Raw genomic sequence first — 19,142 nt, forward strand, 5'->3', positions numbered from 1 at the left:
GACAGGGTAGCAGTGGCCGCGTCCATGCCCGGATCGGGTATCAGTCTCCAGACCTTCTTGACTTAGACAATGTCCAAGGTAGGATCGAGTTCGATCGAGCTCGCACCAGACCAGGGGCTCGGACCGGGGGACAGGACGCGAGTACGCAGGAGGCGCACGTGACGGTCCAGGAGAACATCACGGGTCCGCTGACCACGGAGTCCGGGGCTCCGGTGGCGGACAACCAGAACAGCGAGACGGCGGGTGTCGGCGGTCCGGTCCTGGTCCAGGACCAGCACCTGATCGAGAAGCTCGCCCACTTCAACCGCGAGCGGATCCCGGAGCGGATCGTGCACGCGCGCGGCGCCGGGGCGTACGGCACCTTCACGCTGACCCGCGACGTCTCCCGGTGGACGCGCGCGGCGTTCCTCTCCGAGGTCGGCAAGCAGACCGAGACCTTCCTGCGCTTCTCGACGGTCGCGGGCAGCCTCGGCTCGGCGGACGCGGTGCGCGACCCGCGCGGCTTCGCGCTGAAGTTCTACACCGAGGACGGCAACTACGACCTGGTCGGGAACAACACCCCGGTGTTCTTCATCAAGGACGCCATCAAGTTCCCCGACTTCATCCACACCCAGAAGCGCGACCCGTACACGGGCTCGCAGGAGGCGGACAACGTCTGGGACTTCTGGGGCCTGTCGCCCGAGTCCACCCACCAGGTGACCTGGCTGTTCGGCGACCGCGGCATCCCCGCCTCGTACCGTCACATGAACGGGTACGGGTCGCACACCTACCAGTGGAACAACGCCGCGGGCGAGGTCTTCTGGGTCAAGTACCACTTCAAGACCGACCAGGGCATCAAGAACCTGACCTCGGAAGAGGCCGCGGTGCTCGCAGGCCAGGACCCGGACAGCCACCAGCGCGACCTGCGCGAATCCATCGAGCGCGGTGACTTCCCGACCTGGACCGTCCAGGTGCAGATCATGCCCGCGGAGGACGCGGCGACCTACCGCTTCAACCCGTTCGACCTGACCAAGGTCTGGCCGCACGAGGACTATCCGCCGATCGAGATCGGCACGCTGGAGCTGAACCGCAACCCGCGGAACATCTTCGCCGAGGTCGAGCAGTCGATCTTCTCGCCGGCCCATCTGGTGCCCGGCATCGGCCCGTCCCCGGACAAGATGCTCCAGGGCCGTCTCTTCGCGTACGGCGACGCCCACCGCTACCGCGTCGGCATCAACGCCGACCATCTGCCGGTGAACCGTCCGCACGCCACCGAGGCGCGCACCCACGGCCGCGACGGCGTGCTGTACGACGGCCGCCACGCGGGCGCCAAGAACTACGAGCCGAACAGCTTCGGCGGCCCGGCGCAGACCGACCGGCCGCTGTGGCAGCCGTCCGCGGTCAGCGGTGTGACCGGTGACCACGAGGCGCCCTCGCACGCCGAGGACGACGACTTCGTCCAGGCGGGCACCCTCTACCGGCTGATGTCGGACGAGGAGAAGGAGCGTCTGATCGCCAACCTCGCGGGCTTCATCGCGCAGGTCTCGCGCGACGACATCGCGCAGCGGGCGATCGACAACTTCCGCAAGGCGGACGCGGACTACGGCAAGCGGCTGGAGGCCGCGGTCCAGGCCCTGCGCGGCTGAGGCGCTTGTCGTACCAACCGGAGGGGCCGGACGCCACTGGGCTCCGGCCTCTCCGCGTTCGTCCCGGTGGCGTCAGGCCAGTGCGGGCTGTGGTGCCGGGGTCCAGCAGCGGATGATGTCGCGCACCGACACCACCCCGACCGGGTCACCCGCCTCCAGGACGATCAGATGGCGGAAGCCGCCCTGGCACATCGTGCGGGCCGCCTCCTCCAGGGTCCACCCGGGGGCGGCGAAGACGGCGTCGGCGGTCGTGTGGGCGTGTGCGGTCTCGTGGTCCGGATCCTGGCCCGCGCCGAGGGAGTTGAGGATGTCCCGCTCGGTGAGGATGCCGAGGCCGCTGGTGTCGGGGTCGAGCACGATGGCCGACCCGACCCGGCGGGCGGACATCAGCCGGGCGGCCTGACGGAGCGTATGTGCGGGGCCGATGGTGAGGACCACCGAGCTCATGGCGTCACGGACGTGCATGGGCATGGATGGAGCCACCTCCTTGGTGTGCCTTTCCCGCCGTGTTCCGGGGAGCCGTGCGGCGCCGGGACCGTTCGAGAAAGGATTCACAAGTTCACAAGGTTCTGGATTCTCATGTTCACATGCTCCGGTGGGCGCAACAAGGGCGCGCGGAAGCCCATCTGCTCCTTCGTACGCCTATACGCCCCGATTGACAGCCGTGCGGCTCCCGGTTACGGGCGCAGGTAGTCCAGCATCGCGCCGTGCAGCAGCCCGTTGGACGCCGCCGCGTCGCCGCTGTTCGGGCCCGGTACGCCGTCGAGCCCGGTGAAGCGGCCGCCCGCCTCCTGGACGATCACGGCGTTCGCCGCCATGTCCCACAGCGACAGTTCCGGCTCGGCGCACAGGTCCACCGACCCCTCGGCGACCATCATGTACGGCCAGAAATCGCCGTAGCCACGGGTACGCCAGCACGCGCGGGTCAGATCGAGGAAGCCGTTCAGCTTCCCGCGCTCCTCCCAGCCGCTGAGCGAGGAGTACGCGAACGACGCGTCCCCCAGCTCGGCCACCTTCGACACGTGCAGCCGGGTCGCCGACGACAGGCTCCGCCCGCTGTACGCCCCGAGCCCCTCGGCGGCCCACCAGCGGCGGCCCAGCGCCGGGGCCGAGACCACGCCGACCACCGGCCGGTCGCCGCCCGCGCCGCGCTCCATGAGCGCGATCAGGGTGGCCCACACCGGAACCCCGCGCACATAGTTCTTGGTGCCGTCGATCGGATCGATCACCCAGCGGCGCGGGCCGGTGCCCTCGCTGCCGAATTCCTCGCCGAGCACCGCGTCCCGCGGGCGGGCGCGCTGGAGCTGGGAGCGGATCAGCTCCTCGGCCGCCTTGTCCGCCTCGCTCACCGGCGTCATGTCGGGTTTCGTCTCGACCTTGAGGTCGAGCGCCTTGAACCGCTCCATGGTCTGGGCGTCGGCGGCGTCGGCCAGTACATGGGCGAAACGCAGGTCATCGTGGTAGTCGGCCATGGCCGAACAGTATCGAGCCACATCGGGGCGATCCACACGAGGCTATTGACAGCATCTGGCGCGCCGTCAATTCTGTGCACGCGGAAAGCCGGGGAGGCGACGATGCCCGCAGCGCGTGAATCCTTGCTCGACGCGGCCTTCGCCGCCCTCGCGCGCCGCCCGTGGGCCAGGATCCGGATGACGGACGTCGCCGCGGCGGCCGGGGTGTCGCGGCAGACCCTCTACAACGAGTTCGGCGGCAAGGACGGCCTCGCGCGAGCCCTGGTGCGGCGCGAGGCCGAGGCGTACCTCAACGGCGTCGAGCGGGCCCTGACCGGGGCGCCGGGCGCCGCCGGGCCCGGGGAGCGGCTCGCGGCGGCGGCCGTGTGGACGGTCCGGGCCGGGACCGAGAACCCGCTGGTGCGGGCAGTGCTCACCGGATGCTGGAACGAACGCCTGCCGTCCCCCACGCCCCCGTCCCCCACGCCGTCGCCTGCGCTCCCGTCACCCTCGCGCCCGGCCCCGCCCGCCGGCCCGTCGGCCCCGCCTGGTGGCCAGTCGGGTCCGTCGCGCCCGTCCCGGTCCGCGGCCGTGGAGCCGCTGCCCACGCCCGTCGACCTGCTGGGGCAGGCACGGGACCGCGCGGTGCGGCTGCTGGAGGCGGAGTGGCCGCCGGGTGGCCCGGTGGAGCTGGACCGGGCCTGCGAGACGGCCGCGCGGCTGGCGCTGTCGTACGTCCTCGTGCCCGCGCCCGCGGTGGAGGTGGCGAGCGCGGTGCGCGGCGCGCTCGCCCGTAACAGCTAGTGCCCCGAGCCGGAGAGCTGGAGGCCGACCACGCCGATGATCACCAGCGTGATGGAGACGATCTTCATCACGGAGACCAGGTCGTTGAGGAAGACCATGCCGTAGATCGCCGTCCCGGCCGCTCCGATGCCCGTCCACACCGCGTACGCGGGCCCCACGTCGAGCTTCTTCAGGGACAGCGTCAGCAGTCCGAAGCTGCCGAGCGCGAACGCGCAGAACGCGAGCGTGGGCCAGAGCCTGGTGAAGCCGTGCGAGAGCTTGAGGCACACGGCGAAGCCCGTTTCCAGGAGCCCGGCGACCACGACCAGCAGCCACGCCATACAGATTCCTCCCGTACGTACCGCTGACGGCCGCGTTTGCCTGGGTTGCCTTCGCCCGGTTGCTTCGGTGCGATTATCCCTTTACCTCACCGGAGAGGCGGCAAACCCGGGTCAGTCGCCCTCCCGCCGTTCGCGGGTGGCGAGCAGCCTCCGCAGGGAGTACAACCGGGCCGGGTCGGCGTGGCCGTCGGCCACCCACTGGTCCAGGGCGCACTCCGGCTCGTCGTGGCTACAGGCGCGCGGGCAGCCGTCGGTGCCCGGCTCCAGGTCGGGGAAGGCGTGGATGACCCTCGTCGGGTCCACATGGTGCAGCCCGAAGGACCGTACGCCCGGCGTGTCGATCACCCATCCCTTGTCGTCCGGAAGGGGCAGCGCGAGCGCCGAGGTGGTGGTGTGGCGGCCGCGGCCGGTGACCGCGTTCACCCGTCCGGTGGCCCGTTTGCGCTCCGGCACCAGGGCGTTGACCAGGGTGGTCTTGCCGACGCCGGAGTGGCCGACGAAGACCGTGATCCGGTCGGTGAGACGTTCCCGCACCCGGTCCGCGGCTTCTCCGTCGGTCAGCTCCTCGCGGTTGGTGACGACATAGGGCACGCCGAGCGTCCGGTAGGTCTCCAGGAGGCCGTCGGCGGGCGCCAGATCGGACTTGGTGAGGACGAGCAGCGGTTCGAGCCCCGAGTCGAACGCGGCGACCAGACAGCGGTCGATCAGCCGCGGCCGCGGCTCGGGGTCGGCGAGGGCGGTGACGATGGCCAGCTGCTCGGCGTTGGCGACGACCACCCGCTCGAACGGGTCGTCGTCATCGGCGGTCCGGCGCAGGACGGAGGACCGCTCCTCGACGCGCACCACGCGCGCCAGGGTGTCCTTGGCGCCGGACAGGTCGCCGACGACCGCGACCCGGTCGCCGACCACGACGCCCTTGCGGCCGAGTTCACGGGCCTTCATGGCGACGATGGTGCGGCCCTCGATGAGGACATGGAGCCGACCGCGGTCGACGGTCAGGACCATGCCCTCGGAGGCGTCCTCGTGTTTGGGGCGGATATGGGTGCGCGGACGGTTGCCCTTGCGGTTGGGGCGGACCCGTACGTCGTCCTCGTCGGTGTGCTTGCCGTAGCGGCGCATGGCGGAACGCCCTCAGGCTCTCCGCGCCGCGGCTGTCGTCGCGTCGAGCATTCCGGTCCACAGGCCGGGGAAGTCGGGCAGGGTCTTGGCCGTGGTCGCCACGTTCTCGATCTGGACGCCCTCGACGGTCAGGCCCAGCACGGCGGCGGCGGTGGCCAGCCGGTGGTCCTCGTAGGTGTGGAAGATCCCGCCGTGCAGCGGGCGCGGACGGATCCGCAGCCCGTCCTCGGTCTCCGCGACCTCGCCGCCGAGTTCGTTGATCTCCTTGGTGAGGGCGGCCAGCCGGTCGGTCTCGTGGAGCCGCAGATGGGCGATGCCGCGCAGCACGGACTCGGAGTCGGCCAGCGCCGCGACCGCCGCGATCACCGGGGTCAGCTCGCCGACCTCGTGCAGATCGGCGTCGATGCCGGTGATCCGGCCGGTGCCGGTGAAGGTCAGCCCGGCGTTGGTCAGCTCGCAGGAACCGCCCATGTCGGTGAAGATCCGGCGCAGCGCGTCACCGGGCTGGGTGGTGTGCTCCGGCCAGTCCGGGATGGTCACCCGGCCGCCGGTGACCAGGGCGGCGGCCAGGAACGGCGCCGCGTTGGACAGATCGGGCTCGACGACCAGGTCCCGGCCGAGCAGCGCGCTCGGCGCGACCCGCCACACGCCCTGCTCGCCGCCCGCCTCCGGGGTGTCGACCCGCGCGCCCGCGGCGCGCAGCATGTCGACGGTCATCCGGATGTGCGGCAGGGAGGGCAGCGCGGCGCCGATGTGGCGCACCTCGACCCCCTGGTTGAAGCGCGGCGCGGACAGCAGCAGCGCGCTGACGAACTGGGAGGACGACGAGGCGTCGATCCGGACCGGGCCGCCGTCCAGCGCCCCGCCGCCGTGCACGGTCATCGGCAGCGCGCCGCGGCCGTCGTCGTCGATGCGGGCGCCGAGCGCACGCAGCGCGTCGATCACGCCGTGCAGCGGGCGCTCGTGCGAGCGCGGGTCGCCGTCGAAGCGGACCGGGCCGTCGGCGAGGGAGGCGACCGGCGGCAGGAAGCGCATCACGGTGCCCGCGTTGCCGACGTCGATGGTGGCCGGGCCGTGCAGTCCGGCGGGGATGATGCGCCAGGCTTCGCCGCCGCCGGAGGAGCCGCCCGCGCCGAAGGCGCTGTCGGAGACCGTCTCCTCGATGCCGACGCCCATCGCGCGCAGCGCTTCGGCCATCAGCAGGGTGTCGCGGGATCGCAGCGGCCGGCGCAGCCAGCCGGGCTCGGCGGCGAGCGCGGCCAGGATCAGACCACGGTTGGTGACGGACTTCGATCCGGGCACGGTGACGGTCGCGTCGACCGCCCCGTCAGCGGTCGGGGCGGGCCAGAGGGCGGTGTGATCGCCCGGGGAAGTCTCAATGCCGGTCATGGGTCTCACTTTAGTGGGTCACCGAGAGTGCGAATCTTGATCAAAAGTGGCGAAACCCAGTCGAAACACAGCGCTGGTACAGGCGGGGGAGGGGCGCCGAGGGTGTGTACGGGGCGCATCCGGCCCGTACGGGTCACAGCCGCAGCAGCCAGCGGCCGCCGCCGATCAGCGAGCTCAGCGAGACGACGTGGAAGAGCAGCAGCCACACCACGGCCGGAACGTTGGTGAGCCGGGCCAGCTGATCGGGGTCGGAGTCGTACGCGCCGCCGGACCGCCGCTTGCGCTGGAGTTCGAAGGGCGGACGGACGCCGCCGAGCAGCAGGAACCACACCACGCCGTACGCGAACGCGGCCTGCACGTCCGGCTCGGTCAGCCAGGAGACGAGGAAGAAGGCGGCCCCGGCGGAGACGACCGTGAGCACGCCGTACGCGTTGCGGATCATCACCAGCATCACGGCGAGCAGCGCCGTCGTGCCCCACAGCAGAGCGGTGATGTGGTTCGCGGCCAGCAGCCAGGCGCCGAGCAGCCCGATCAGGGAGGGCGCGGTGTAGCCGGCGGCCGCCGTGAGGACCATGCCGATGCCGGTGGGCTTGCCGCGCGAGACGGTCAGCCCCGAGGTGTCCGAGTGCAGCCGGATGCCGTCCAGACGCCGCCCGCTGAGCAGCGCGACCAGTCCGTGGCCGCCCTCGTGGGCGATCGTGATCGCGTTGCGGGATATGCGCCAGGAGGTGCGGAAGACGACGACGGCGAGGGCTATCAGCCCCGTGGAGGCCACCAGCCACAGTGTGGGGTCGGGCTGGGCGCCCACGACCCGGTCCCACAGGTCGGCGGCGTTCGTTGCGTCCATGTGCGGGCGGCTCCTCGCGTCGGGTTGCGTCGTGGCAGTGTGGCACCTATGTGCGGTCGATACGCAGCGAGCCGGAGACCCGAGGATCTCGTCGGGCTCTTCGGGGTGGAGAAGTGGGAGCCGGAGGAGACGCTGGCGCCCGACTGGAACGTCGCGCCCACCAAGGACGTGTACGCGGTGCTGGAACGCCCGCTCAAGGGCCCCGAGGCCGAAGCCGCCGGGCCGCAGCCGGTCCGCCAGCTGCGGGCGCTGACGTGGGGCCTCGTCCCGTCCTGGGCGAAGTCCCCCGAGGGCGGCGCGAAGATGATCAACGCACGGGCCGAGACCGTGCACGAGAAGCCCTCGTACCGGCGCCCCTTCGCCGCGCGCCGCTGCATCCTGCCCGCCGACGGCTACTACGAGTGGGTCACCGGGTCGGGGGAGCGGCAGCTGGAGGAGAAGGGGAAGCGCAAACGGCCGCGCAAGCAGCCGTACTTCGTGACCCCGGTGGACGGTTCGGTCATGGCGATGGCCGGGCTGTACGAGTTCTGGCGGGACCGCACGCTGCCGGACGAGCATCCGCGCGCCTGGTGGGTGACCTGCACCGTGATCACCACCGAGGCGGAGCGGGACCCGTTCGCGGGCGGCGCCGCCGGGGACGAGGGCCCGCGCTCGCTGGCCGACATCCATCCCCGGATGCCGCTCGTCCTCACCGAGGACCGGTGGGCCTCCTGGCTGGATCCGGCCCGTACCGACCCCGACGATCTGCTCCCGCTGCTGGCGCCGCCGCCCGCGGGGCTGCTGCGCGCGTACCCCGTCGCCACCGGGGTGAGTGACGTCCGTAACAACGGCCCGGAGCTGCTGAAGGAGCTGGAGGGCCCCGAAGAGGGCACGCTGTTCTGATGACGCGCACCACAGGGACGACGCCCACCGCCGAGACCGTGCCGACCCCGGTCGGCGACGCCCGTATCACCTGGCACCACGCCTCCGGCGCGCACACCGTGCTGGCCGTCTCCCATGGCGCGGGCGGCGGCATCGAGGCGCGCGACCTGCGGGCGCTGGCCGCCGCGCTGCCGCCGCGGGGAGTGAGCGTCGCGCTGGTCGAACAGCCGTGGCGGGTGGCGGGCAAGAAGGTCGCGCCCGCCCCCAAGACCCTCGACACCGGCTGGCGCGCGCTGTGGCCCGCGCTGGAGCGGCCCGGCCTGCCGGTCGTCGCGGGCGGCCGCAGCGCGGGCGCGCGGGTGGCCTGCCGTACGGCGTCCGAGCTGGGCGCCCGCGCCGTACTGGCGCTGTCCTTCCCTCTGCACCCGCCGGGCAAGCCGGAGAAGTCCCGCGCCGAGGAGCTGCTGTCCACGGGCCTGCCGACGCTGGTCCTCCAGGGCGGCCGCGACGCCTTCGGCCGCCCCGGGGAGTTCCCGGCGCTGCCGGAGTCCACGGAACTGGTGGAGGTGCCCCACGGTGACCACGGCTTCGCCGTGCCGAAGTCGGCGGACATCACCGAACCGGAAGCCCTCGCCGTGATCACCGAAGCCGTCGGGGAGTGGCTGACGCGCCTCACGCGCTGATCGCTGTGGGGCGCGCCGGGCGCTGTGGGTGAGGTCACGGGAATGCCACCCGGGGGGTCGGTGTTATACGCGTCGTAGGTATCGACCGCGTAAGAGGCACCAGCACGAGGAGAGGGAGTTCCCCGCATGGGTTCGCTTGCTTGCCCGGCCCGCCCGCACGCCGCTGACCTGGACTGGCGTCAGCTGGAGGCGGAGCAGACCGCGAAGATCGAGGCGGCGGGCGGACCGGATCGTCGTCTATTCTCCGATTCGAGCGGGTCCGCATCGGGTACCGCCGCGAATACGGAGGAGGTGGGTCAGGTCACTGGGACCGACGCAGAGACCGACGGCGTCATCGAGGGAGAGCGGGCCGAGCAGCGCCGGGAGACGTCCGCGGAGCGCAACGCGCGCTTCGAGCGGGACGCCCTGACGTTCCTCGACCAGATGTACTCTGCCGCGCTGCGCATGACCCGTAATCCGGCCGACGCAGAGGACCTCGTGCAGGAGACGTACGCGAAGGCGTACGGGTCCTTCCACCAATTCCGCGAGGGCACCAACCTCAAGGCGTGGCTGTACCGCATCCTCACCAATACCTTCATCAACTCGTACCGCAAGAAGCAGCGCGAACCCCAGCGCAGTGCGGCCGAGGAGATCGAGGACTGGCAGCTCGCGCGCGCCGAGTCACACATGTCGACCGGCCTGCGCTCGGCCGAGTCCCAGGCCCTGGATCACCTTCCTGATTCGGATGTCAAGGAGGCTCTTCAGGCCATTCCCGAGGAGTTCCGGATCGCGGTCTACCTCGCGGATGTCGAGGGGTTTGCGTACAAGGAGATCGCCGACATCATGGGGACACCCATCGGTACGGTGATGTCCCGTCTGCACCGTGGGCGCCGCCAGTTGCGCGGTCTGCTGGAGGACTACGCCCGTGGGCGCGGGCTCGTCCCGGCGGGCGCGTCCGGTGCGGCGGCGGACGAGTCGCACGATCGGAAAGGCGCGGACTCATGAGTTGCGGAGAGCCGCACGAGACGGATTGCTCCGAGGTCCTCGACCATCTCTACGAGTTCCTCGATCGCGAGATGCCCGACGGGGACTGTGCCAAGTTCGAGGTGCACTTCGACGAGTGCTCCCCCTGCCTGGAGAAGTACGGCCTGGAGCAGGCCGTGAAGAAGCTGGTCAAGCGGTGCTGCGGGCATGACGACGTGCCCACTGACCTCCGCTCGAAGGTCATGGGCCGCATCGAGCTGATCCGCTCCGGGCAGGCCGTGCCTGAGCGCGAACTCACCGCGGAGGCGGCCACCGGCGCGGAGACCGCCGAGGCGCCCAGGCCCGCCACCGCCCAGGAGTGACCGCGCGGGCGTGACCGCGCGGGCGTGACCCTGGGCCGCGGGCGGCGTTTACCGAACGGTCCGATCATCACCCGAAGGGGTGCAATCGGGCGGTCCATCCGGTCGCGCCCGCCGCATGCGGCCCTATTCTCCCCAATCTGACCCGCCCCGGACGGGGCGGCGACCGGATGCGGATGGGGAGGAGGGCGGTCGTTGCGGGCACTTCCTCTCGGGGCGCGCGCCTATGTGCTGAGCGCCGTTCTCGCCGGGGCGCTGTGCGCCGCCCCGGTGCTGTGGTCCCAGGCGGCCGTCCCGTGGGCCACGGTGATCCTGCTCGCCGCGGTGTACGCGGTGGGGTCCCGTACGGTCCGGGCCCCGTCCCCCGAATGGTGCAGCCCCGTCCTTCTGGCCGGGGCTTTTCTGCTGCCGCCGGCCGCCGCGGCGCTCGTCGCGGTGCCCGGGGCGCTGCTGGGACGGGTCGAGCGGCAGCCCGCGCCGGTACGCCGCGCCTGGCGCGCTGCGCAGCTCTCACTGGCCGTCTGGGCCGCCGCGTACGCCTTCCGGGCCCTCGGTGGCCCGTACGCCCTGCGCGCCGCTGAGAACCCCGGTGTGCCCGGTTTTCCGCGGGCCCTGGCCGCCGCGCCGGTCGCCGCGCTCGTGCTGGGGCTGGTCACCGCCGCCCTCGAGGGCGGGGTACTGGTCCTCGCCGAGCGCCGCTCGGCCCGCGCCGCCTGGCGCGGACGCCACCTGAGCGCGCTGGCGCCGCAGCTGCTCCACGGGCCCGCCGGGCTCGCCATGGCGGTGCTGTGGGCCAGCCCGTACGGACCGGCGGCGGCCCTGCTGGTGCTGCTGCCGATGTACGTCTGCGCCTGCGTCTTCGCGCTCTACCACCGCGAGCGCGCCGCCCACCAGGCCACCATCCGCGCCCTCGTCCAGGCGGTCGACATCAAGGACCGCTACACCCGGGGCCACAGCGAGCGGGTCGGCCGCGCCTCCGTGATGATCGCCCGCGAGCTGGGCATGGGCGGCGACCGGCTGGAGGCCCTGCGCATCGCGGGCATTCTGCACGACGTGGGCAAGCTCGGAGTCCCCACCCGGCTGCTGCGCAAGAGCGGCCCGCTGACCCTCGAGGAGCGCCGCGTCATCGAGCTGCACCCCGAATACGGCCACGAGATGGTGCGCGGCATCCGCTTCCTGGGCGAGGCGCGGACGGCCATCCTGCACCACCACGAGCGGCTGGACGGCAGCGGCTATCCGTACGGGCTGGCCGGGGCGCAGATCCCGGAGTTCGCGCGGGTGGTGGCGGTCGCGGACGCGTTCGACGCGATGACCTCGACGCGTACGTACAGCAGGGCCCGCCCGGTGGAGACGGCGGTCGCGGAGCTGAAGCGGTGCGCGGGCACGCAGTTCGACCCGCGCATGGTGCGGGCCCTGGCCCGCGCGCTGGACCGGCACGGCTGGCACGCGGCGGTCACGGCGGACGCCCGCACGGAGGGGCGTGCGGAGGCCCGTACGGAGGCCCGTACGGACGCGGTGACGGGCGCCGGGGGCGCCGCCGACGAGCGCGGAAACGTCCCGCCGCCCTCGCCCGCCCCGCTCGTACGCGCCGCCGTGCCTCCGTCCGCCGCCCCGCCGCCCGACGGCTCGCGCTCCGGCGGCGGCTCGTGACCCCCGCCCGGCGCGGCGGGGACGACGGTCCGGCGCAGGACCCCGACCTGGACCCCGACCTGGACAGGGACCTCGACCGGGACCTCGACCGGCACCTCGACCGGGACCGGAGCGCGGCGCAGTGGGCCGCGCGGCAGGCGGGCGGGGGTGTGGCCGGGGCCCGTAGCCCCGACGGCGTGTCCGGCGGCCTCGGGCGGCTCGCGGAGCGGCACGCGCGGGCGGTCCGGCGGGCCCGCGCGATGCGTGCCGGGGGCCCGCCCCCGGTACGGCGGCGGGGCGGCAGGGTCACCCTCGGCGCGGTGTACGGCGCCGCCGGGGCGCTCGCCGTGGTGGCGCTCGCCTGGACGGAGTGGCACGGGATACGCGAGCCGGGGGCGGCGCTCGCCTTCGGGCTGCTCATCGCCCTCGGGGAAGCCATCCGGTGTTGTGACGCCCCGGCCGCGCTCCCGCGCGCGAGCGGGGCGCACGAGCAGCGCGGCGAGCCCACGCCCCTGGCCGCCGCGGGCGCCCTCGGGTACGCGCTGCTGGGGCGGCTGGGCGGGGAGCCCACCAACCACGGGGTGCTCCAGGTCGTCACCGTCGTCGTGGCGGCCTCCCTGACGGGCCTGGTGCCGCGCATGGCGCTCGGGCGGCCGGCCGACCCGGGCCACACCGCCCGCCGCGTGCTGACCGTGGGGTTCGCGGCCACCTGCTTCCAACCGTTGCACCACACCGGCCGGTTGGCCTCCTGGCTGGGGCACGGCCCCGCCCTCGTCGGCTACTTGTTGGGCGTGCTGGCCCTGACCGCGCTGTGCGACGCGGTGCTCGCGGCCGCCCTGGCCCGCGCCCGCACCGGCTGGCCGTACGGGCCACTGCTGCGCGACGAGCTGCGGGCGCTGACCGGCATAGGGGCGGCGATCTGCGCGACCGGGGTGGTGATGGCGCTCACGGTGGCCGTCACCGGGCTGTGGGCGCTGCCGGTGCTGGCGCTGCCGCCGTTGCTGATCCAGTACTCGTTCCGCCGCTACGCCGCGATCCGGGCCACCTGCCGGCAGACCATCGCCTCCCTGGCCCGCTCGACCGAGATCGCCGGGTACACCCCGGCCGGTCATGCCCGTAAAGTCGCCGGGCTGAGCCGGGCGGTCGGCCGTGAGCTGGGGCTTTCCGAGCCCGCCCTGACTGTGCTGGAATACGCGGCGCTGATGCACGACATCGGGCAGCTGTCCCTGGTGGACCCGGTTCCGGCCGGGGCGACCGAGCCGCTGACCCGCGCCGAGCAACGGCGGATCGCGCTACTGGGGGGTGCCGTGGTACGGCAGACGGGGGTGCCCGCGGAGGTCGCGGTGATCGTCGAACGGCAGGCGGACCCGTACCGCGAACAGCCCCTGTCCGCGCGTATCGTGCGCGCGGTGAACGCGTACACCGAGGCGGCGGGAGGCCCGGCGGCCGCGGAACAGGGGGGAGCGGCGCCGCTGTGCGCCCTGGAACGGCTGCGGCTGGCCACCGCGCGGGACTTCGATCCGGCGGTGGTGGAGGCGCTGGCGACGGTGCTGTCCCGCCCGGCGTACGACCGCCCACGGTGACGAATGTGGAACTCGCCGGTAATGAGCGGGTCTCCCAAGAGGCATGGTTGGATGCGAGAGAGGGGTGTCGGGCCGATGGCCGGTGGCAAGGAGGTGTGGTGGGCATCGTCTCCCGGCCGAAGGATGAGGGGCTGGGCTGAGATGTCCGCGGATGTGTGGCAGGTTGTCTTCCAGGGAGGGCGACACCGTCCGCGCAAGGCTCTGGTACGGGACTACTTCGATACCGGCAGGCGGGAATCGTGAAGATCTTCGGCAAGGTACGGCACCGGCCGTCCGCCTCATGGCGGCAGGCCACGGACCGTGCGTTCACGCTCATCGGCGACGGCCGGTACGAGGACGCGGGCGCGCTGCTGACCCGCGCCGCCGACCTGGAGCCGTGGCTGTCGGAGTCCTGGTTCAACCTCGCGCTGCTGCACAAGTTCCGGCACGACTGGGAGCAGGCCCGGGCCGCCGGGCTGCGCGCCGTCGCACTGCTGGACCGCGAGGCGGGCGCTCCCGACTGGTGGAACGTGGGCATCGCCGCGACCGCCCTCCAGGACTGGCCGCTGGCCCGCCGCGCCTGGCAGGCGTACGGGCTGAAGGTGCCCGGGGAGGCGTCCGCGTCCGGTGAGCCGCTCGGCATGGAGCTGGGCAGCGCGGCGGTGCGGCTGTCGCCCGAGGGCGAGGCCGAGGTGGTCTGGGGCCGTCGGCTGGACCCGGCCCGGATCGAGGTGCTGTCGATCCCGCTGCCGTCCTCCGGGCGGCGCTGGGGCGAGGTGGTGCTGCACGACGGCGTTCCGCACGGTGAGCGCGTGACCGCCGCGGGCCCGGCCTACCCCGTCTTCGACGAGATCGAGCTGTGGGCGCCGTCCCCGGTGCCGACCTGGGTGGTGCTGCTGGAGGCGGCCACCGAGGCCGACCGGGACGCCCTGGAGCGGCTGGCGGCCGACGCGGGCTTCGCCGCCGAGGACTGGTCGTCGTCGGTGCGGCTGCTGTGCCGCTCCTGTTCGGAGAGCCGGATGCCCAGCGACGAGGGCGAGGGCGAGCACCTGGACCCGCACGACCACAGCGAGCCGGGCCACCCCGGTCCGCTGGGGCACCGCACGGCGGGCTCGGGCTCGCTGTGGGTCGCCGAGCGCGAATGCGGGATCGCCGCCCCCAGCGGGCTGGTGCGGGGGCTGCTGGACGGCTGGGTCGCCGACAGCCCGGACACCCGGGAGTGGCGGGACCTGGAAGAGGTCTGCTGAATGCCCGGAAAGGGCCACTGATCCCCCTGGCCGTCCGGGCGGGCCGTACCCTGTAGGGCGACGCATCACGGTTGAAGGAAGGCGTACGGCGGACGATGTCGCAGCAAGGGACCACGAAGCAGCAGGTGGACGACGAGTTCGTCGTGGACACGGAGGACTGCGAGGAGCGCGAGCGGGCGTACCGCGAGCGCGGCACCGCCCGCCCGATCACCGTCGTCGGCAACCCGGTGCTCCACAAGGAGTGCCAGGACGTCACCGAGTTCGACGACGAGCTCGCGGCGCTGATCGACGACATGTTCGCGAGCCAGCGGGCGGCGGAGGGCGTGGGCCTGGCCGCCAACCAGATCGGCGTCGACCTCAAGGTCTTCGTCTACGACTGCCTGGACGACGAGGGCGTACGCCACGTCGGCGTGGTCTGCAACCCGGTGCTGGAGGAGCTGCCCGCCGACCGCCGCGTCCTGGACGACTCCAACGAGGGCTGCCTGTCGGTGCCCACCGCCTACTGCGAGCTGGCCCGCCCCGACTACGCGGTGGTGCGCGGCCAGGACGCCGAGGGCAAGCCGATCACCGTGCGCGGCACCGGCTACTTCGCCCGCTGCCTCCAGCACGAGACCGACCACCTCTACGGCTACCTCTACATCGACCGCCTCTCCAAGCGCGACCGCAAGGACGTCCTCCGTCAGATGGCCGAGGGCACGGCGCGCTACGAGACGGTGCCGAACGACTGAGTGTGTGCCGCCATGCCACAGGGCCGGACCCCGAGGGGTCCGGCCCTGTGGCACAGGTGAGGCTCAGAAGTCGTCGTCGAAGGAGACCGAGCCCTCGACCGCGACCTGGTAGGCCGAGGCGCGGCGTTCGAAGAAGTTGGTCAGCTCCTGGACGTCCTGGAGCTCCATGAAGGAGAACGGGTTCTCCGAGCCGAAGACCGCGGGGAAGCCGAGGCGCTTGAGGCGCTGGTCGGCGACGCACTCCAGGTAGGCGCGCATCGATTCGGTGTTCATGCCCGGCAGGCCGTCGCCGCAGAGGTCGCGGGCGAACTGGAGCTCCGCCTCGACGGCTTCCTTCAGCATGTCGGTGACCTGCTGCTCCAGGTCGTCGTCGAAGAGGTCGGGCTCCTCCTCGCGGACGGTGTCCACGACGGAGAAGGCGAACTCCATGTGCATGGACTCGTCGCGGAACACCCAGTTGGTGCCGGTCGCGAGGCCGTGCAGGAGGCCGCGGGAGCGGAACCAGTAGACGTAGGCGAAGGCGCCGTAGAAGAAGAGGCCCTCGATGCAGGCCGCGAAGCAGATCAGGTTGAGCAGGAAGCGGCGGCGGTCGGCCTTGCTCTCCAGGCGGTCGATCTTCTCCACCGAGTCCATCCAGCGGAAGCAGAATTCCGCCTTCTCCCGGATGGAGGGGATGTTCTCGACCGCCGCGAAGGCCGCGGCGCGGTCGTCCGGGTCGGGGAGGTAGGTGTCCAGCAGGGTCAGATAGAACTGGACGTGCACGGCCTCCTCGAAGAGCTGCCGCGACAGGTACAGCCGCGCCTCGGGGGAGTTGATGTGCTTGTAGAGCGTCAGCACCAGGTTATTGGCGACGATCGAGTCGCCGGTGGCGAAGAAGGCGACCAGGCGGCCGATGAGGTGCTGCTCACCCGGGGAGAGCTTGGCGAGGTCGGCGACGTCCGAGTGGAGGTCGACCTCTTCCACGGTCCAGGTGTTCTTGATCGCGTCCCGGTAGCGGTCGTAGAACTGCGGGTACCGCATCGGCCGCAGGGTCAGCTCGAATCCCGGGTCGAGGAGGTTCTTGACGTGGTCCGTCGCGGTGTTCGCGGTGGTCATCTCGGATGCGGTGGGCATTACTGGCAGGCCTCGCAGGACTCGGGGTTTTCCAGGGAGCAGGCGACCGCGTCGGCCTCGGCGGGCGTCTGCTGGGTGGGGACGGGGACGGTGGCCGTGGCGGCGCCACCGCGGGCGCTCTGGGCGATCCGGGTCGCCGGGCGGGAGCGCAGGTAGTAGGTGGTCTTGATGCCGCGCTTCCAGGCGTACGCGTACATCGAGCTGAGCTTGCCGATGGTCGGCGCCGCCATGAAGAGGTTCAGCGACTGGCTCTGGTCGAGGTACGGGGTGCGGGCCGCCGCCATGTCGATCAGGGCGCGCTGCGGGATCTCCCACGCGGTGCGGTACAGGTCGCGTACGTCCTGGGGAACCCAGGAGAGGTCCTGGACCGAGCCGTTGGCCTCGCGCAGCGCGTCACGGGTCTGGGCGTCCCACACGCCCAGCTTCTTCAGGTCGTTCACCAGGTAGGAGTTGACCTGGAGGAACTCACCGCTGAGGGTTTCGCGCTTGAAGAGGTTGGAGACCTGCGGCTCGATGCACTCGTACACGCCCGCGATGGAGGCGATGGTGGCGGTCGGCGCGATCGCCAGCAGCAGCGAGTTCCGCATCCCGGTCGTCGCCATCCGGGTGCGCAGCGCCTCCCAGCGCTCGGGCCAGGCGGCCTGCGCGCCGGTGTAGTGGTCCGGGTGGAGCACGCCGCGCGCGGTGCGGGTCTCGGCCCAGGCCGGGTGCGGGCCGTGGCGCTCGGCGAGGTCGCAGGACGCCTCGTACGCGGCGAGCATGATGCGCTCGGAGATCCGGGTGGAGAGCGCCTGCGCCTCGGGCGAGTCGAACGGCAGCCGCAGCCGGAAGAAGACGTCCTGGAGGCCCATCAGGCCGAGCCCCACAGGACGCCAGCGGGAGTTGGAGGCCCCGGCCTCTTCCGTGGGGTAGAAGTTGATGTCCACCACGCGGTCGAGGAAGGTCACGGCGGTGCGGACGGTGCGGTCCAGCCGCTCCCAGTCCATCTCGCCGTCCTCACCCAGGTGCGCGGCCAGGTTGACCGAGCCGAGGTTGCAGACGGCGGTCTCGCTGTCGTCGGTGACCTCCAGGATCTCGGTGCACAGGTTGGAGGAGTGGACGACCCGGCCCGGCTCGGCGGTCTGGTTGGCGGTGCGGTTGGCGGCGTCCTTGAACGTCATCCAGCCGTTGCCGGTCTGCGCGAGGGTGCGCATCATCCGGGAGTACAGCTGGCGCGCCGGGACCTGCTTGAGCGCCCGCCCCTCGGCCTCGGCCTTCCGGTACGCGGCGTCGAACTCCTCGCCCCACAGGTCGACCAGTTCGGGCGCGTCCACGGGCGAGAACAGCGACCAGTCGCCGTCCGCCTCGACCCGGCGCATGAACTCGTCCGGGATCCAGTGCGCGATGTTGAGGTTGTGGGTGCGGCGGGCCTCTTCGCCCGTGTTGTCCCGCAGCTCCAGGAACTCCTCGATGTCCGCGTGCCAGGTCTCCAGGTAGACGCAGGCCGCGCCCTTGCGCCGGCCGCCCTGGTTGACGGCCGCCACCGAGGCGTCGAGCGTGCGCAGGAACGGCACGATGCCGTTGGAGTGCCCGTTGGTGCCGCGGATCAGCGAACCGCGGGCGCGGATGCGGGAGTACGACAGCCCGATGCCGCCCGCGTGCTTCGAGAGGCGCGCCACCTGGTGGTAGCGGTTGTAGATCGAGTCCAGCTCGTCCAGCGGCGAGTCCAGCAGATAGCAGGAGGACATCTGCGGGTGCCGGGTGCCGGAGTTGAACAGCGTGGGGGAGCTGGGCAGGTACGACAGCGTGCTGGTCATCCGGTACAGCTCGGCGACGTCGTCCAGCGCCCGCTCGGTCAGGTCCTCGGCGAGCCCGCAGGCCACCCGCAGCAGGAAGTGCTGCGGGGTCTCGATCACCTGACGGGTGATCGGGTGGCGGAGCAGATAGCGACTGTGCAGGGTGCGCAGCCCGAAGTAGCCGAAGCGGTCGTCGGCGCCGTCGGCCAGTGCCTGGTCGACCAGCGCGTCCAGCCGGGCGGCGTGGGCGGTCACGAACTCGGCGGTGGAGTCGGCGATCAGGCCCTCGCGGTGGCCCACGGCGACGGACGCGGAGAAGGAGTCCGCGCCCTGCCCGGCCGCCTCGTCGGCGATCGCGCGGGTCAGCAGCCGCGCGGCGAGCTTGGAGTACTCCGGCTCCTCGCCGATGAGTCCGGCCGCCGCCTCGGTCGCCAGGGAGCGCAACTCCGCCTCGTCCGAACCGGGATGGCGGCCGCGCAGGGCGGCGGCCGCGACCTTGCCGGGGTCGGTGGCGGGCAGATCGGCGGTGAGCCCGGTGAGGGTCCGCAGCAGGGCGGTCCCGGGCGCGTCGGCCGCTGCCGGAGTTTCCGCTGCCTCTGAAACCGGGTCGGCGGGCGCGATGGTCACTGAAGTGTTCTCCCTCGCTCGGCTGGGGGCCTGACGAGGG

18 protein-coding genes are annotated in these 19,142 nt (G+C 72.3%); 10 read left to right on the plus strand and 8 right to left on the minus strand.

Annotated elements, in window-relative coordinates; genetic code table 11:
• Window positions 1-158 precede the first annotated feature (158 nt).
• The gene (locus HYQ63_RS28120) at window positions 159-1,625 is read left to right on the plus strand and encodes a catalase (protein WP_179936663.1); all 1,467 of its coding nucleotides are present in this window, start codon (window positions 159-161) and stop codon (window positions 1,623-1,625) included.
• A gap of 72 nt (window positions 1,626-1,697) precedes the next feature.
• Here the strand turns inward: HYQ63_RS28120 and HYQ63_RS28125 are convergent, their stop codons facing one another.
• Window positions 1,698-2,090: a cyclic nucleotide-binding/CBS domain-containing protein gene (locus HYQ63_RS28125; RefSeq protein WP_179940591.1), complete on the minus strand. Its 393-nt coding sequence runs from the start codon at window positions 2,088-2,090 to the stop codon at window positions 1,698-1,700.
• A 212-nt stretch (window positions 2,091-2,302) separates the two neighbouring features.
• Entirely contained in the window at window positions 2,303-3,097 is a 795-nt protein-coding gene (gene hisN, locus HYQ63_RS28130; protein WP_179936664.1) for a histidinol-phosphatase, read from the minus strand.
• Window positions 3,098-3,199: 102 nt separating this feature from the next.
• On the opposite strand from hisN, the gene HYQ63_RS28135 reads away from it, so the two are divergent.
• Window positions 3,200-3,880: a TetR family transcriptional regulator gene (locus tag HYQ63_RS28135; protein WP_179936665.1), complete on the plus strand. Its 681-nt coding sequence runs from the start codon at window positions 3,200-3,202 to the stop codon at window positions 3,878-3,880.
• Here HYQ63_RS28135 and HYQ63_RS28140 read toward each other — a convergent pair.
• The 4 genes from HYQ63_RS28140 to HYQ63_RS28155 all read right to left on the minus strand — a co-directional run bounded on the left by HYQ63_RS28140 (window position 3,877) and on the right by HYQ63_RS28155 (window position 7,555).
• Window positions 3,877-4,200 (minus strand): multidrug efflux SMR transporter, encoded by a 324-nt coding sequence (locus HYQ63_RS28140; RefSeq protein WP_179936666.1) that lies wholly within the window; start codon window positions 4,198-4,200, stop codon window positions 3,877-3,879. The genes HYQ63_RS28135 and HYQ63_RS28140 overlap by 4 nt on opposite strands.
• A 111-nt stretch (window positions 4,201-4,311) precedes the next feature.
• Window positions 4,312-5,319 carry a ribosome small subunit-dependent GTPase A gene (rsgA, locus tag HYQ63_RS28145; RefSeq protein ID WP_179936667.1) on the minus strand — a complete coding sequence of 336 codons (1,008 nt, stop codon included), beginning with the start codon at window positions 5,317-5,319 and terminating at the stop codon, window positions 4,312-4,314.
• Between the two features lie 12 nt (window positions 5,320-5,331).
• The gene (gene aroA, locus HYQ63_RS28150) at window positions 5,332-6,708 is read right to left on the minus strand and encodes a 3-phosphoshikimate 1-carboxyvinyltransferase (protein ID WP_179936668.1); all 1,377 of its coding nucleotides are present in this window, start codon (window positions 6,706-6,708) and stop codon (window positions 5,332-5,334) included.
• A gap of 133 nt (window positions 6,709-6,841) precedes the next feature.
• Window positions 6,842-7,555 (minus strand): M50 family metallopeptidase, encoded by a 714-nt coding sequence (locus HYQ63_RS28155; protein WP_179936669.1) that lies wholly within the window; start codon window positions 7,553-7,555, stop codon window positions 6,842-6,844.
• A 48-nt stretch (window positions 7,556-7,603) separates the two neighbouring features.
• On the opposite strand from HYQ63_RS28155, the gene HYQ63_RS28160 reads away from it, so the two are divergent.
• The 8 genes from HYQ63_RS28160 (at window position 7,604) to def (ending at window position 15,587) form a co-directional block, all read left to right on the plus strand.
• On the plus strand, window positions 7,604-8,437 hold the full coding sequence (locus HYQ63_RS28160) for an SOS response-associated peptidase (protein ID WP_179936670.1): 834 nt from the start codon (window positions 7,604-7,606) through the stop codon (window positions 8,435-8,437).
• Complete coding sequence (locus tag HYQ63_RS28165) at window positions 8,437-9,099, plus strand: alpha/beta family hydrolase (protein WP_179936671.1); 663 nt, start codon at window positions 8,437-8,439, stop codon at window positions 9,097-9,099. Before HYQ63_RS28160 ends, HYQ63_RS28165 begins: the two co-directional genes overlap by 1 nt.
• Window positions 9,100-9,390: 291 nt before the next feature.
• A complete protein-coding gene (locus HYQ63_RS28170; protein ID WP_218929664.1) occupies window positions 9,391-10,083 on the plus strand; it encodes a sigma-70 family RNA polymerase sigma factor in 693 nt (230 codons plus the stop codon).
• Entirely contained in the window at window positions 10,080-10,424 is a 345-nt protein-coding gene (gene rsrA, locus HYQ63_RS28175) for a mycothiol system anti-sigma-R factor (protein ID WP_179936673.1), read from the plus strand. The genes HYQ63_RS28170 and rsrA overlap by 4 nt, the downstream gene beginning before the upstream one ends.
• Window positions 10,425-10,616: 192 nt before the next feature.
• On the plus strand, window positions 10,617-12,071 hold the full coding sequence (locus HYQ63_RS28180) for an HD-GYP domain-containing protein (RefSeq protein ID WP_179936674.1): 1,455 nt from the start codon (window positions 10,617-10,619) through the stop codon (window positions 12,069-12,071).
• Between the two features lie 239 nt (window positions 12,072-12,310).
• Window positions 12,311-13,633, plus strand: a complete 1,323-nt coding sequence (locus HYQ63_RS28185) for an HD-GYP domain-containing protein (protein ID WP_257232659.1) — start codon at window positions 12,311-12,313, stop codon at window positions 13,631-13,633.
• 239 nt (window positions 13,634-13,872) lie between these two features.
• Window positions 13,873-14,859 (plus strand): hypothetical protein, encoded by a 987-nt coding sequence (locus tag HYQ63_RS28190; RefSeq protein WP_055547955.1) that lies wholly within the window; start codon window positions 13,873-13,875, stop codon window positions 14,857-14,859.
• Between the two features lie 95 nt (window positions 14,860-14,954).
• On the plus strand, window positions 14,955-15,587 hold the full coding sequence (gene def / locus HYQ63_RS28195; RefSeq protein WP_179936675.1) for a peptide deformylase: 633 nt from the start codon (window positions 14,955-14,957) through the stop codon (window positions 15,585-15,587).
• A gap of 63 nt (window positions 15,588-15,650) precedes the next feature.
• Here the strand turns inward: def and HYQ63_RS28200 are convergent, their stop codons facing one another.
• A complete protein-coding gene (locus HYQ63_RS28200; protein ID WP_257232210.1) occupies window positions 15,651-16,682 on the minus strand; it encodes a ribonucleotide-diphosphate reductase subunit beta in 1,032 nt (343 codons plus the stop codon).
• 17 nt (window positions 16,683-16,699) lie between these two features.
• Window positions 16,700-19,102: a ribonucleoside-diphosphate reductase subunit alpha gene (locus HYQ63_RS28205; protein WP_179936677.1), complete on the minus strand. Its 2,403-nt coding sequence runs from the start codon at window positions 19,100-19,102 to the stop codon at window positions 16,700-16,702.
• Window positions 19,103-19,142 lie beyond the last annotated feature (40 nt).

It is taken from the genome of Streptomyces sp. Rer75, from assembly GCF_013414305.1.
Classification (GTDB): Bacteria; Actinomycetota; Actinomycetes; order Streptomycetales; family Streptomycetaceae; genus Streptomyces; species Streptomyces himastatinicus.